General features: G+C 70.8%; 12 protein-coding genes. 3 read left to right on the forward strand and 9 right to left on the reverse strand.

The window, feature by feature from the left end; genetic code table 11:
* Positions 1-248: 248 nt before the first annotated feature.
* Together groL and groES are read right to left on the reverse strand one after the other, a co-directional pair.
* Positions 249-1,874, reverse strand: coding sequence for a chaperonin GroEL (groL, locus tag ACGFK0_RS15965; protein WP_392905317.1), 1,626 nt, complete (start codon positions 1,872-1,874; stop codon positions 249-251).
* Positions 1,875-1,959: 85 nt separating this feature from the next.
* On the reverse strand, positions 1,960-2,271 hold the full coding sequence (gene groES, locus ACGFK0_RS15970; protein ID WP_205717442.1) for a co-chaperone GroES: 312 nt from the start codon (positions 2,269-2,271) through the stop codon (positions 1,960-1,962).
* Between the two features lie 242 nt (positions 2,272-2,513).
* On the opposite strand from groES, the gene ACGFK0_RS15975 reads away from it, so the two are divergent.
* The 3 genes from ACGFK0_RS15975 to ACGFK0_RS15985 all read left to right on the forward strand — a co-directional run bounded on the left by ACGFK0_RS15975 (position 2,514) and on the right by ACGFK0_RS15985 (position 7,212).
* On the forward strand, positions 2,514-3,734 hold the full coding sequence (locus tag ACGFK0_RS15975) for an SAM-dependent methyltransferase (protein ID WP_392905320.1): 1,221 nt from the start codon (positions 2,514-2,516) through the stop codon (positions 3,732-3,734).
* A gap of 672 nt (positions 3,735-4,406) precedes the next feature.
* Positions 4,407-6,056, forward strand: coding sequence for a hypothetical protein (locus ACGFK0_RS15980; RefSeq protein WP_392905322.1), 1,650 nt, complete (start codon positions 4,407-4,409; stop codon positions 6,054-6,056).
* A 211-nt stretch (positions 6,057-6,267) separates the two neighbouring features.
* Positions 6,268-7,212: a phosphotransferase family protein gene (locus ACGFK0_RS15985; RefSeq protein ID WP_392905324.1), complete on the forward strand. Its 945-nt coding sequence runs from the start codon at positions 6,268-6,270 to the stop codon at positions 7,210-7,212.
* On the opposite strand, the gene tsaD is transcribed toward ACGFK0_RS15985, so the two are convergent.
* The 7 genes from tsaD to alr form a co-directional block, all read right to left on the reverse strand.
* Entirely contained in the window at positions 7,209-8,243 is a 1,035-nt protein-coding gene (tsaD, locus tag ACGFK0_RS15990) for a tRNA (adenosine(37)-N6)-threonylcarbamoyltransferase complex transferase subunit TsaD (RefSeq protein WP_392905327.1), read from the reverse strand. The genes ACGFK0_RS15985 and tsaD overlap by 4 nt on opposite strands.
* The gene (rimI, locus tag ACGFK0_RS15995; RefSeq protein WP_392905974.1) at positions 8,240-8,710 is read right to left on the reverse strand and encodes a ribosomal protein S18-alanine N-acetyltransferase; all 471 of its coding nucleotides are present in this window, start codon (positions 8,708-8,710) and stop codon (positions 8,240-8,242) included. The genes tsaD and rimI overlap by 4 nt, the downstream gene beginning before the upstream one ends.
* A 20-nt stretch (positions 8,711-8,730) precedes the next feature.
* On the reverse strand, positions 8,731-9,411 hold the full coding sequence (gene tsaB / locus ACGFK0_RS16000) for a tRNA (adenosine(37)-N6)-threonylcarbamoyltransferase complex dimerization subunit type 1 TsaB (RefSeq protein ID WP_392905329.1): 681 nt from the start codon (positions 9,409-9,411) through the stop codon (positions 8,731-8,733).
* Between the two features lie 67 nt (positions 9,412-9,478).
* Positions 9,479-10,654: a hypothetical protein gene (locus ACGFK0_RS16005; protein WP_392905332.1), complete on the reverse strand. Its 1,176-nt coding sequence runs from the start codon at positions 10,652-10,654 to the stop codon at positions 9,479-9,481.
* A 130-nt stretch (positions 10,655-10,784) separates the two neighbouring features.
* Positions 10,785-11,249 (reverse strand): tRNA (adenosine(37)-N6)-threonylcarbamoyltransferase complex ATPase subunit type 1 TsaE, encoded by a 465-nt coding sequence (gene tsaE, locus ACGFK0_RS16010; protein WP_392905334.1) that lies wholly within the window; start codon positions 11,247-11,249, stop codon positions 10,785-10,787.
* A gap of 2 nt (positions 11,250-11,251) precedes the next feature.
* Positions 11,252-12,319 carry an alpha/beta fold hydrolase gene (locus tag ACGFK0_RS16015; RefSeq protein ID WP_392905337.1) on the reverse strand — a complete coding sequence of 356 codons (1,068 nt, stop codon included), beginning with the start codon at positions 12,317-12,319 and terminating at the stop codon, positions 11,252-11,254.
* 11 nt (positions 12,320-12,330) lie between these two features.
* Positions 12,331-13,455, reverse strand: coding sequence for an alanine racemase (gene alr, locus ACGFK0_RS16020; protein ID WP_392905341.1), 1,125 nt, complete (start codon positions 13,453-13,455; stop codon positions 12,331-12,333).
* Positions 13,456-13,497 lie beyond the last annotated feature (42 nt).

Here is a 13,497-nt window from a genome sequence, read left to right on the forward strand (position 1 = left end):
CAGTGCTGGAGCAATCCTGGCGAAACTACACATCGCTGTCGGCCGACCTCGTTGAGTTCCTGGATTCATCTAGCCGCTTTCGTCTCAAAAAGGCTGAAACAGCCAGAAACAGCTCATTGAGCTCGCTACAGCTCAAGTGTCGACACACGACAAGACCCCCGCCCGGATGGACGGGGGTCTGTCAGCGTTCTCCTGACGGGACGAGACGGGATGAACCGCACGCCCGCCCGGCCGGGCGACCTCAGAACTCAGTGGCCGTGCCCGTGGCCGTGACCGTGGCCGCCGGCGGCCTCTTCCTGCTCCTCCGGCTTGTCGACCACGAGCGCCTCGGTCGTGAGCAGCATGCCCGCGATCGAGGCGGCGTTGGTGACCGCGCTGCGCGTCACCTTCACCGGGTCGATGACGCCCTGCGCGATCAGGTCGCCGTACTCGTCGGTGGCGGCGTTGTAGCCGTGGCCCGCGTCCAGCCCCCGCACCTTGGAGACCACGACGTAGCCCTCCTGGCCGGCGTTCTCGGAGATCCAGCGCAGCGGCTCGTCCAGCGCGCGGCGGACGGCCTCCGCGCCGGTGGCCTCGTCACCGGACAGGCCGAGGGTGTCGAAGCCCTTGGCGGCGACGTGCACCAGGGCGCTGCCGCCGCCGGCCACGATGCCCTCCTCGATCGCCGCGCGGGTCGCCGAGATGGCGTCCTCGAGGCGGTGCTTCTTCTCCTTCAGCTCCACCTCGGTGGCGGCGCCGACGCGCAGCACGCAGACGCCGCCGGCCAGCTTGGCCAGCCGCTCCTGCAGCTTCTCGCGGTCCCAGTCGGAGTCGGAGTTCTCGATCTCCACCTTGATCTGGTTGATCCGCGCGGTGATCTCGTCCGCGGAGCCCTCACCGTCGACGACGGTGGTGGCGTCCTTGGTGACCGTGATCCGGCGGGCGCGGCCGAGGTCCTCCAGCCCGATCGAGTCGAGCTTGAGGCCGATGGCCTCGCTGACGACCTGGCCGCCGGTCAGGGTGGCCATGTCGCCCAGCATCGCCTTGCGTCGGTCGCCGAAGCCCGGCGCCTTGACCGCGACGGACGTGAACGTGCCGCGGATCTTGTTGGCGACCAGCAGCGCCAGGGCCTCGCCCTCGACGTCCTCGGCCACCACGAGCAGCGGCTTCTTGGTCTGGGCGACCTTCTCCGCCAGCGGCAGGAACTCCTGCACGTTGGAGATCTTGCCGTCCACGATGAGCACGTAGGCGTCCTCCAGGACGGCCTCCATGCGCTCGGGGTCGGTCACCATGTGCGGCGACAGGTACCCCTTGTCGAACTGGAGGCCCTCGGTGAACTCCAGCTCCAGGCCCATCGTGTGGGCCTCCTCGACGGTGATGACACCGTCCTTGCCGACCTTCTCGAACGACTCCGCGATCAGCTCGCCGATCTGCGGGTCCTGCGCGGAGATGGTCGCCACGTGCGCGATCTCGCCCTTCTCCTCGACCTCGCGGGCCGACTTGAGGAGCTGGTCGGACACGTACTGGGCGGCCGCGTCGATCCCGCGCTTCAGCGAGAGCGGCGAGGCGCCGGCCGCCACGTTGCGGGTGCCTTCGCGGACCATCGCCTGCGCGAGGACGGTCGCCGTGGTGGTGCCGTCGCCCGCGATGTCGTTGGTCTTGGTCGCCACTTCCTTGGCGAGCTGGGCCCCGAGGTTCTCGTAGGGGTCCTCCAGCTCCACCTCGCGGGCGATGGTCACGCCGTCGTTGGTGATCGTCGGCGCGCCGAACTTCTTGTCGATGACGACGTTGCGGCCGCGCGGGCCGATCGTCACCTTGACGGCGTCCGCGAGAGCGTTGACGCCGCGCTCAAGAGCCCGGCGAGCGTCCTCCTCGAATTCCAGGATCTTCGCCATGCGGATACTCCTCTTTCACGCGATCCGCCCCGGCAGCCCCGCTGAAGGCGGCGCCGACCGGGGCGGGTGCATCACGTCTCGGTGATTACTTCTCGATGACCGCGAGCACGTCGCGGGCCGAGAGGACGAGGTAGTCCTCGTTGTTGTACTTGACTTCGGTGCCGCCGTACTTGCTGTAGAGCACGACCTCGCCGACCTTGACGTCGACGGGGACGCGCTCGCCCTTGTCGTCGACGCGACCCGGGCCAACGGCAAGGACGGTGCCCTCCTGGGGCTTCTCCTTGGCGGTGTCCGGAATCACCAGGCCCGACGCGGTGGTGGTCTCGGCCTCAAGCGGCTGGACGACGATACGGTCCTCAAGCGGCTTGAGAACAACCTTGGTGGCGGTCGTCACGATCTGACCTCCCCTTCGATTGGTCCTCGGCCGGCCACGGTGGACCGGCCAGCACATGTGACAGAGAGGCGACCCTGGACCGGCCTGCCGTCGCGGGTGCCAGACCGACCTTGTCGCTGTGTTGGCACTCTAGCTAGGAGAGTGCCAGTCATGGAGACTATTCCGTGCCCGGTACCCCGTCAACACGGACACGGGCGCACACGGCACCTGCCGCTCCCCGTTCACCGGAAGCTAACTTTCCCACCATGGACATCGCGTCGTTCCGAGCTTTGGAGTCACCGGCGGGCCAGGCGCTGCTCAGCGAGACGTCCGGTCTGGACGTGAGCGAGGACGCGCTGCTCACGACCGCGTCCCGGCTACGCGAACGGCACGACCCCGCGCTCGTCTCGGCGGCGCTCACCCAGGTGCGGCTGCGTGAGCGGGCCCGGGCCAAGTTCGGTGACGACGCCCGCCGCATGTACTTCACCCAGACGGGGCTGGAGCAGTCGACCCGCGCCAGCGTGGCCTCACACCGTGCCCGGCGGTTCGCCGACCGTCTTCCCGGCGCGCGTGTGCTGGAACTGGGGTGCGGGATAGGAGCGGACCTCATCGCACGTGCGCGGAAGGGCCTCGCCGGAGAAGGTGTGGAACTCGACCCGCTGACCGCTGAGGTGGCCAAGGCGAACATCACCGCCCTGGGGCTGGACGACCTCGCCTCCGTACGCGTGGGGGACGCGACCGAAGAGAACCCGGACGGCTTCGATGCGCTGTTCGCCGATCCTGGGCGGCGCACTGCACGAGGCCGGGTCTTCGACCCCCGCTCCTATGAGCCGCCACTCGACGTCGTCCTGGATCTGGCCCGCCGGGTACCCACCGCCTGCGTGAAGGTCGCGCCGGGGATACCGCATGAGGCCGTCCCGGACGGCGCCGAAGCAGAGTGGGTCTCGCTCGGCGGCGATGTCAAGGAAGCGGCCCTGTGGCTCGGCGCGCTCTCCGGGGACGTGCGCCGCCGAGCCACCCTGCTCTCCTCCGACCTCGATCCGCAGATGTGGACGCTCACTCCCCAAGGCCATGACGACCCGGACGTGCGCGCCTGGGGCCGTTACCTGTACGAGCCCGACGGCGCCGTGATCCGCGCCCATCTCGTCGGTGAGGTCGCAGACCAGGTGGGCGGCGGGCTGGCCGACCCGCACATCGCGTACGTCACGTCCGACGAGCTGCGCCCCACGCCGTTCGCGTCGGCCTACGAGGTCGAGGACGTCCTGCCGTTCTCGGTCAAGCGCCTGCGCGCGGAACTGCGCCGCCGCGGCACAGGGGTGCTCACCGTGAAGAAGCGCGGCTCGGCGATCGACGTCGACCGCCTGCGCCGCGACCTGGGCTTCGCCGGGCGCCGCGCGGCCCGCGGCGCCCCCGGGCTGACGCTGGTGCTCACCCGCGTGGGACGCGACCCGGTCGCCCTCCTGACCCACCCCGTCCCGCGGAGCTGACCCACACCGTCCCGAGGGGCCGACCCTGCCCGCCCCGAGGGGCTGACCCGCCCGGAGCGGGGCCGGGCGCGGATCGAGTCCAAAGATCTTCCCCGCGGCGGGGCAACGCCAAGCGGAAGCGGGCGACGCGCCACGGCCGTGCAAATCATTCGCGCTTTCCGGCATTGCGGTCACCATGGATTGCGGGCACCCGGCAAGGACATGACGCGGCCGGTGAATCGTTTCGCCGGAGGCGGCTGCGGCGGAAACACCAAGGCAGGTTCAGCGAGGGGGACTTCGGCACCCCCGAATGCGTCATCAAAATGGCCCGATTCCCGCCGGGGGGCATCACGTCCCGTGCACACGTGTCGGCCGCCGCGTATTCATTCCGTGTTCGCGAACTGCCGATGTTGGACGAGATGTACGGACAGAACACCGGGCGGACACCGTCCCGTCCAGCCCCGGTCGCCGAGCACATCCCCACGATCTTCCCCGATGGCCGCGAAGCGGTAAATTCCCGCGCGCCCGGGGGATCATTCGCTATCCGCCCCAGCCGGATAACCGGTGCATTCCACAGAACTCGCTACGTTCTCTGCTACCCGTTATAGGCACTGTCCACACGCACTACAGTGGCGTCTCCAGAGATTCATTGCCGTGCGTCATTTCTCGCGCCGGCACACGAAGGAGCATCGGGTGGAAACGAATCACAACTTCCTGCAGACGGGGGGTCAACCGGTCTCGGATCGGATGCGGGAGTTGCTCGCCCGTGCGGCGCAGGACCACGTCTATGAACAGCGCTCACAGGGTCAGGTCCTCGACGAGATTCGCCAGCGGCTGGAAGGCATGGAGTGGCTGCTCCGCGAGGTCCGCGAGCGGGAGCTCACCGGGCTGACCGGGCAGCTCGACAGCGTCCGCGGGCAGGTCGACGAGCTGGCCGGCAAACCCCCGGAATGGGCCGAGGGGCTGGCCGAGCACATCGAGGCGTTCGGCGACCGGGTCAAGCCCGTCGCCGAACTGCCCGCACTGTGGGCCGACGTCGGCGTCGTCGCCGAGAACGTCGACGAGGGCCTGACCCGCATCCAGGCCGTCCTCGACTCCGCGCAGCACATCACCGACGCCACGCAGCAGGCGTCGCAGCGCATGGACGAGATGACGAAGCGGCTCGACAAGCTCCAGGGCAGCATGGAGGCCGCCTCCGTCCGCTTCAACCGGCTCGACAAGTCGCTGGCGGAACTCGGCCACCGGTCCGAGCGGCTCGAACACTCGATCAACGGCGTCACGGCGCGGGTCGACCAGGCGCTCGGCGAGATGGCCGAGCGGATGGAGCAGGGGCTTGAGGCGGTCGGCGGCCGGGTGGAGGGCGTCGGCGGCCGGCTCGACGGGCTGGACGGGCGGCTGGACGGCGTCGACGGCCGGCTCGAAGGGCTGTCCGGCAAGATGGACGGCCTCGACGGCCGGTTCGAGGGCATCGACGGCCGCATCGACGGCGTCGGCGAGCGGATCAGCAGGCTTCCCGCCACGCTGGAGATCGGCGAGCTGCACCGGCTGCTGAACGAGATCGCCCAGCGTCCGGCGGCCGAGTACGGCGACCGGTTCGACGCGCTGGAGAAGCACCTCGCCGACGCGGTCGACCCGCTGATCGAGGAGCTGCGCGCCCGGCCCGACCGCGACGAGGTCAAGGCGACCATGTCGCAGATCGCCGAGACGGCCTACAGCGACGTCGCCAAGCGCATGGACGAGTTCTCCCAGCGGTTCGAGGACGTTCACGACGACGTCCGCAAGCGCATCGAGGGCATCCACGAGGAGGTCGCCAAGCGGGTCGACGGCGCGCTGGAGGAGTTCACCACGCAGGTCGACATCGTCTCCCGCCGCATCGAGTCGGTGCACACCGACGTCACCAAGCAGGTCGAGTCCGTTCACCACGAGGTGTCGCGGCAGGTCAGCGGCGTCCACGATGACTTCGGCAAGCGGATCGGCGACATCCACACCGACGTCACGCGGCAGGTCGGCAGCATCCACGAGGACGTCGCCAAGCAGGTCGGCAACATGCAGGAGGACGTCGCGAGGCAGGTCGGCGGCGTCCACGACGAGTTCGCGCGGCGCGTGGAAGGCATGCAGGACGAGGCGGGCCGGCGGGCGGAGGCCGCGGCGGCCGAGTTCGCCAAGCGTTTCTCCCACGTCGAGGACGAGGTCGGCCGTAAGGTCGACGGCGTCCACGACGATGTCTCCAAGCAGGTCAACGCGGTGCACGAGGACGTGCTCAAGCGGCTGTCCACACTTGAGGAGACGATGCTCGCCCTCGCCGAGGCACTGCTGCGCCCCCGCCGCGAGAGCAAGGACTGACCGGCACCGCCGGGTGGGCCGCCGTCGGCGGGCCCACCCGGTCCGCGCCCGGTTCCCGTCCGGCAGGTGGATACCCCGCGGAATCCGCGAAGTTTGTCCGGCAAAGCACCGCGGCGACCGAAGGTGTTTGTTCGCCACAGCGCGATGACGTGCTTTTTGTTACGTTCCGTCTTCATAAAATCACTCCCCATACTCTTCGGAATCCGTTTTCATGGATCAGGTGACCCACACACCGGCTCCCTGCCTCACGACCGGCACCCCACCCGGCGACGCCACCCTGCGGTGGGTCGAGGAGTGCCTCGGCAAGGGCGCCGAAGTCCGGATGGTGCGGCCGCTCCCCGGCGGCACCGCCCACGCCAACCACGCCCTGCTCGTCGAAAGCCGCTCCGGCAGCCCCCACCGCCTCGTCCTGCGCCGCTGGACGCCCCGCGGCCCGGCGCCCGGGCGGCGCCGCCGCTACAGCGCCACCGAGTTCTCCCCCGAACGCGAGATCGCCGCGCTCGCCCTGCTCGCCGGCTGCGAGATCCCCACCCCCGCCCTCGTCGCCGCCGACCCCGCCGGCGCCTACTGCGACGTCCCCGCCCTGCTCGTCACCCGGCTCACCGGCCACCCGCCGCGCCCGTCGCCCGACGACCTGCCCGAATACCTCATCCAGCTGGCCGCCGCGCTGCTGCCGGTGCACGCCCTGAACGGGGCGTCCACCATGCCGCCGTACGTCCCCCACAACCGGCTCGACGTGCGGCTCCCGCCCAAGCACGCCCTGCGTCCCGGCCTGTGGGAACGCGCCCACGAAGTCGCCGCCCGCCCCGCCCCCGACTCACCCGTCCGCTTCATCCACCGCGACTACCACGCCGACAACACGCTCTGGTCCTACGGCAGGCTCACCGGCGTCGTCGACTGGTCCGACACCTCGTCCGGGCCCATCGCCGTCGACATCGCCCGCATGCGCCGCGGACTGGCCCTCCGCTACGGACCGCCGGTCGCCGACCGCTTCCTGTCCATCTTCGACCAGGTCTCCGGCGGCTACCCACACGACCCCTACTGGGACATCCGCACCCTCTTGGACCTGCTCCCCGAAGACGACAACCGCGCCCTGGACGAAGCCGAAGTCCCCCTCTACGAGGACTACCTGGCCCAGCTCCTGGCGCAGTGTTAAAGGGTTATGGCCTCGATGGGGAGGCTGGAGTCGGCGGGAAGCCGAAGGTCGGACGGGGCGGCGCCCGAGGTGACGAGCTCTGAGCCCAGCGCGGCCACCATCGCGCCGTTGTCGGTGCAGAGCTTCGGGCGGGGGACGCGCAGGCGGATGCCGGCGGCCTCGCAGCGGTCCGCCGCGAGGGCCCGCAGCCGCGAGTTCGCGGCGACGCCGCCGCCGATCAGGAGGTCGTGGACGCCGTTGTCCTTGCAGACCTTCAGCGCCTTCTGCGTCAGGACGTCCACGACGGCCTCCTGGAACGACGCCGCCACGTCCGAGACCGGGACCGGCTCGCCGGCGCGCTCCCTGGCCTCCACCCAGCGGGCCACCGCCGTCTTCAGGCCGGAGAACGAGAAGTCGTAGGTGCCGTCCTTGTACTTCCCGCGCGGGAACGCGATCGCGGCCGGGTCGCCGTCGCGGGCCATCCGGTCGATGATCGGGCCGCCGGGGAAGCCGAGGTCGAGGACGCGCGCGACCTTGTCGAACGCCTCGCCCGCCGCGTCGTCCACCGTGCTGCCGAGCGACCGGACGTCCGCCGCCACGTCCGGCACCAGCAGCAGCGACGAATGGCCGCCGGACACCAGCAGCGCCACGCACGGCTTCGGCAGCGGGCCGTGTTCGAGCTGGTCGACGCACACGTGAGCGGCCAGATGGTTGACGCCGTACAGCGGCTTGCCGAGCGACAGCGCGTACGCCTTGGCGGCGGCCACACCCACCATCAGCGCGCCCGGCAGGCCGGGGCCCGCCGTCACCGCGAACGCGTCCACGTCGGTGAACGCGACGCCGGCGTCCGCGAGCGCCCGCTCGACGGTCGGTGTCATCGCCTCCAGGTGCGCGCGCGACGCGACCTCCGGCACGACGCCGCCGAACCGGGCGTGCTGGTCCACGCTGGAGGCGATGGCATCCGCGAGCAGCGTCTTGCCCCGGACGATGCCGACGCCGGTCTCGTCGCACGACGTCTCGATGCCGAGGACCAGCGGCTCGTCCCGAATCACTTTCTCTCCCTACTGAACCCCATGGGCGGACGGGTGCGGAGCTTGCGGCACATGACGATCGCGTCCACGTTCGAAGGCTGGTAGTAGCGCCTGCGGATACCGACCTTGTCGAAGCCGAACCGCTCGTAGAGCCGGCGGGCCCCGTCGTTGTCGGCGCGGACCTCCAGGAACACCGCCTCGCTGTTGCGGCGGACGGCCTCGTCCAGCAGCTCGGTGAGCAGCGCGGCCCCGACGCCGCTCCCCCGCTGGTCGGCGCGGACCCCGATGGTCTGCACGTCGGCCTGCCCACCGGCCGCGGCCAGGCCGGCGTAGCCGACGATGTCGCCGCCGGACGCCTCCGCGACGACATAGTGCCGCGTCCGCGGCTGGTCGGCGAGCTCGGCGTTGAGCATCTCCGCGCTCCACGCGTCCTCGGGGAACAGCGACTGCTCCAGCAGGTGGACGGCCGGCAGATCCGCGCCGGTCATCGTTCGCAGGACGACTCCGCTCACGCCCGCGTCACCCTCTTGCGCGGCCCCGGCTCCTTGGCGTCCGGTCTGCGCAGGTAGAGGGGCTCGGGCGGCAGGAGCTCCGGTCCCTTCATCCCGGCCAGGCGCGCGACGGCCAGCTCCGCCAGCGCACCGGCGGTCGGCAGCAGCGGCTCGTGCTCCGAACCGCCGAGGACGTCCGGGTAAAGGGCCGCGCCCTCACCGACGACGGGGAGCCCGGGGGGCGCCCCGTCCAGCACGTCGGACGGCGGCCCCACGGCAGGCCCGGTGGCGCGCGCGCCGCACGTGTCGTACCGCGCCCAGTAGACCTCTTTGCGGCGGGCGTCCGTGGCGACGGCGAACGGCTCGACCCTGCCGGTCGCCCACGCGATGATGTCCAGCGTGCAGAAGCCGTGCACCGGGATGCTCAGCGCCTCCCCCATGGAGCGGGCGGTGACGAGCCCGACCCGAAGCCCCGTGTAGGGCCCCGGCCCCACTCCGACGGCGATCGCGCTCAGATCACCCGCCGCCGCCCCGGCCTCCGCCATTACCCCCGCGATGGACGGGGTGAGCAGCTCGGTGTGTCTGCGCCGGTCGACCGCCTCGGCCACGCCACGCGGGACGGCGCCTTCACCCGGTGTCCACTCGTACAGCGCCACGGTGATCGCGGCGGTCGCGGTATCGAAAGCCAAGACCAGCACGGGTTGAAAGCCTACAGGTCAGAGCCCGCCGCGGAACCGCCCGGCCGGGACGGGCGGCTCCGCCGGATCAGGACTGGTTGAGGGCCTGGATCACGGTCTTGGCCACTTCGACGGCTCCGTTCTTGGCGTCGTCCCAGGAGAGCGGGTCGCCGTCGTTGGAGCCGGAGTAGTGGATGGTGATGAGGACGTTGCCCGCGCGGACGTTGCCGATCGCCTCGCCGGCCCCCTGCCCGTCGTCGACGCTGTAGACGACGTAGGCGTCGTCGCCGACATCGTCGAGGCGGATCTTCTCCTTGAGCTCCTGGCCGGGCAGAAGGGCCTTGCCGGACTCGTCGGCGGAGCGTTCGGAGCCGAACTTGGCGCCGGCGGTGTCGGTGGCCGTCTGGCCGCCCTCGGCGGCGATCGCGCGGAGCTCGACGGTGAGCTGACGCTTGTTGTCGCCCGCGTAGGCACCCCAGACGCACTGGTTCTGCCGGTCGCTGCTCTGGTAGTTGTCGGCCTCGTTGCGCTCGGAGTCGGGCGCCAGCCGGTCGATGACGTCCTGGCCGATGATCGTGCAGGAGTCGGGGACGGCGGAGCGCTCGCCCTTGGACATCGGCGAGCTCTCGGTGGCGCCGCTGCCGACGACCTGGCCGCCGTCGTCGTCGCCGCTCGCGCCGACGCCGCTCAGGACGACGAACGCGGCGAGGACGCAGACGGCGATCGCGGCGCCGATGCCGCCGAAGACGACGGCCCAGCGCCTGCCGGTGCGGCGATCGCGCACGACGCGGTGGCTGCCGGTCCGGTATCCGCCGCTGGCGGACCGGTAGGAACCGCTGCCCGTCCGGTAGCCGCCCGTGTCGCTTCGGAATCCGCCGGTGTCGCTGCGGTACCCGCCGGTGTCACTCCGGTACCCGCCGGTGTCCCGGCCGTACTGGCCGCTCCCGGTCTGGTACGGGCCGGTCTCCCTCTGGTAGGGACCGCTACCCGATCGGCCGGCGCCATAGCGGCCACCGGACTCGTAACCACCCGACTCGTAGGCACCGGACTGGTACGCGCCTGACTCGTACGCGCCGGACTGATACCTGCCGGACTCGTACCCGCCGGTTCCCGAGGAACCGCGGGGCTCCTGGCCCGGGTACGGCGCGTACTCGTCGCCACCCGCGCCGTATACACCGCCGTCCTGCCGGTAACCGCCGTCCTGGCCACCGTCCGAACCGCGGTAGCTGTCGCGGTGACTACCGCTGCGATGGCTACCACTCACCGGATCCCACTCCTGCTTGCGGAAATCAATAAGTCGTGAAGGTGAGGCTCGTTCCGGCAAAGAGTACGACATGCAGCCGTAAAGTGGACCACCCCAAGTTACAAAAAACGCAGAAGTTGTTCGGACCCAGTCATCTAGCGCCAAGTTCCAGGTCGGACCAGCGATGACCGATGCCGACGATCCTTACTTCACGTTCCTCGCCGGGCCCGTCCCCACGCGAAATGATCACATCCAGCCGGTCCTCGGCGAGCCCCTCCGCGAGCCCTTCCCCCCATTCCACGATCGTCACCGATTCGTCGAGGGACGCATCAAGATCGAGGTCGTCCAGCTCCGCGAAACCGCCGAGCCGGTAGGCGTCCACGTGCACCAGCGGCGGCCCGCCGGCCAGCGAGGGATGCACGCGCGCGATCACGAACGTGGGCGAAGTGATCGGCCCGCGCACCTTCAGGCCCTCGCCGACGCCCTGCGCCAGCGTCGTCTTGCCCGCGCCCAGGTGCCCCGTCATCACGAGCAGGTCACCGGGACGGAGCACGCCGGCAAGACGTACGCCCAGCTCACGCATGTCCTCAGCCGTGGAAACAGTGAGCGAAATCACATTCACGCGGTGCGCTCCTTCTTGTACCTCGGCCGGACGCGCTCGACCAGCCGGCGCAGCCCGCCGGTGACCACGCCCGGGTACTCCAGCGGCAGCACGTGCCCGGCCTCCTCCACCTCGACCATCTCCGCGTCCGGCAGCGCGTCGGCGATGCGGCGGCCGTGTTCGGCGGGGGTCAGCCTGTCCTCCCCGCCGCAGAGCACCAGCGTCGGCACGTTGCCGAGGACCTCAAGGCAGGCGACCTTGTCGTGCGCCATCAGCTCCGGGTAGAACTCGGCGATCACATCGATGGGCGTCGCCCTGATCATCTGTTCCAGGAAGTCGACCACGGTGGGGCTCACGTGCTTGTCGGCGAACGCCATCTTCCGCGTCACGACGAACGCCAGGTCGGCGCCCAGCCCGCGGGCCCGTTCCACCAGCTCGGCGCGGCGGCCGAGGCCGCGCAGCGTCCGGGGGGCCAGCGGCCTCACGACCTTGGCCAGCACCAGCGGCAACCCCAGCGTCATCTCCGCCAGGTCACCGCAGGACGTGTTGATCAGCGCGACCCCGACGACCTGCCGGTCGAACAGCTCCGGATGCCGGTCCGCCAGCGCCATGATCGACATGCCGCCCATCGAGTGCCCGACGAGGATGACGGGCCGGTCCGGGTGAACCGTCGCCTTCAGCACGGCGTGCAGGTCGTCGCCGGTCTGCTCGATCGTCGCGTGCGTGGGCTCGCTGCGTCCCGAACGGCCGTGGCTGCGCTGGTCCCAGAACACCATCCGCAGGGATCCCTGCAGGTCACGGCGCTGATAGTGCCAGGCGTCCTGGTTGAGGGTGTAGCCATGGCAGAACACGATGGTGAGGTCGGCGTCGTCCGGGCCGTCCACCTCGACGTGCAGGAGGAGGCCGTCGTCGGACTGCACGGTCAGCTCCCGGCCGCGCAGCTCGCCGAAGGGCTCGCCGGCGTCCGGATCCGGCCGCAGCCGTACCCGGCCGACGACGGCGTGCCGCACGCCGACGGCCGCGCCGACCCCGGCGCCCGCGACGGCACCGGCGACGCCGAGCCTGCGCCTGCTTCTGCTGTCCATACACGCGCCCCCTACAGCGCCCCTCCCGGGTACGCCCTCGGTACCCGGGACCCGATGCGGGTGACGATCTCATAGGAAATCGTTCCCAGTGCGTCCGCCCACTCCTGCGCGGTCGGCTCACCACGATCGCCCGGCCCGAACAGGACGATCTCGTCGCCCGCCGAGAGCCGGTCGTCGCCGAGGTCGATGACGAACTGGTCCATGCAGACCCGCCCGGCGATCGTCCGGCGCCGCCCGCCCGCGAGCACCTGCAGCAGGTTGGACCCGTGCCGGGGGATCCCGTCCCCGTACCCGGCGGGCACCACGGCGAGGGTCGTGTCCCGTTCGGTGTGGTACGTGTGACCGTATGACACTCCGCTGCCTGCCGGGACCCGCTTGACCAGCGCCGCGTCCGCCACGAGCGTCATCGCGGGACGCAGCCCGAACGTGCCGAGCGACGGCACCGGCGTCAGCCCATAGGCGGCGATCCCCGGCCGGACGAGGTCGAACCGGGCCTCGGGCGACGTCAGCGTGGCCGCCGAGTTCGACAGGTGCCGTACCTCGAACCGTGCCCCCGCCTTCTCCGCGTACCCGGCCATCTCGGTGAACGCGCCGATCTGCGCCGCCACCGACGGATGGCCCGGCTCGTCCGCGCAGGCGAAGTGCGACATGACCCCGGCCACCCGCACCCGCCCCGCCGACTCGGCCTTCAGCGCCGCGTCGACCAGCGCCTCCCAGTCCCGGCCCCGCACCCCGCCGCGGGACATGCCCGTGTCGGCCTTGAGGTGAATCCGTGCCGGGCGCCCCGCCCGCTCCGCCGCCCGCACGACCTCGTCGAGCAGCCACACCGCGCCCACGGTGAGGTCGACGTCCCTGGCGACGGCGTCCCCGTACGGCTCACCGGGCACCCCGAGACACACCAGCGTCCGGACGGTGAGACCCGCGTCCCGCAGCCGCAGCGCCTCGGCCAGCTTCGCGACGCCCAGCCACGAGGCTCCGCCGGCGAGCGCGGCGCGGGCCGCCTCGACCAGCCCGTGCCCGTACGCCTCGGCCTTCACCATGGCCATGACCTCGGCGCCCCCCGCGCGCTCACGCAGCAGCCCGATGTTGTCGCCAATGGCACCGAGATCGATTCGCGCCTCCGCCGGAACCCTCATGGTCACCAGTCTGCCGTGTTTATTTGCAGTGCGATCGCTGCA

Source organism: Spirillospora sp. NPDC048823, from assembly GCF_043198445.1.
Taxonomy (GTDB): domain Bacteria; phylum Actinomycetota; class Actinomycetes; order Streptosporangiales; family Streptosporangiaceae; genus Spirillospora.

What these genes read in the sequence shown, in the direction of transcription:
- ACGFK0_RS15975 (WP_392905320.1), top strand. Translation starts at nt 2,514, where the DNA reads ATGGACATCGCGTCGTTCCGAGCTTTGGAGTCACCGGCGGGCCAGGCG.
- ACGFK0_RS16015 (WP_392905337.1), bottom strand. Translation starts at nt 12,319, where the DNA reads ATGGACAGCAGAAGCAGGCGCAGGCTCGGCGTCGCCGGTGCCGTCGCG.
- ACGFK0_RS15985 (WP_392905324.1), top strand. Translation starts at nt 6,268, where the DNA reads ATGGATCAGGTGACCCACACACCGGCTCCCTGCCTCACGACCGGCACC.
- groL (WP_392905317.1), bottom strand. Translation starts at nt 1,874, where the DNA reads ATGGCGAAGATCCTGGAATTCGAGGAGGACGCTCGCCGGGCTCTTGAG.
- rimI (WP_392905974.1), bottom strand. Translation starts at nt 8,710, where the DNA reads ATGACCGGCGCGGATCTGCCGGCCGTCCACCTGCTGGAGCAGTCGCTG.
- alr (WP_392905341.1), bottom strand. Translation starts at nt 13,455, where the DNA reads ATGAGGGTTCCGGCGGAGGCGCGAATCGATCTCGGTGCCATTGGCGAC.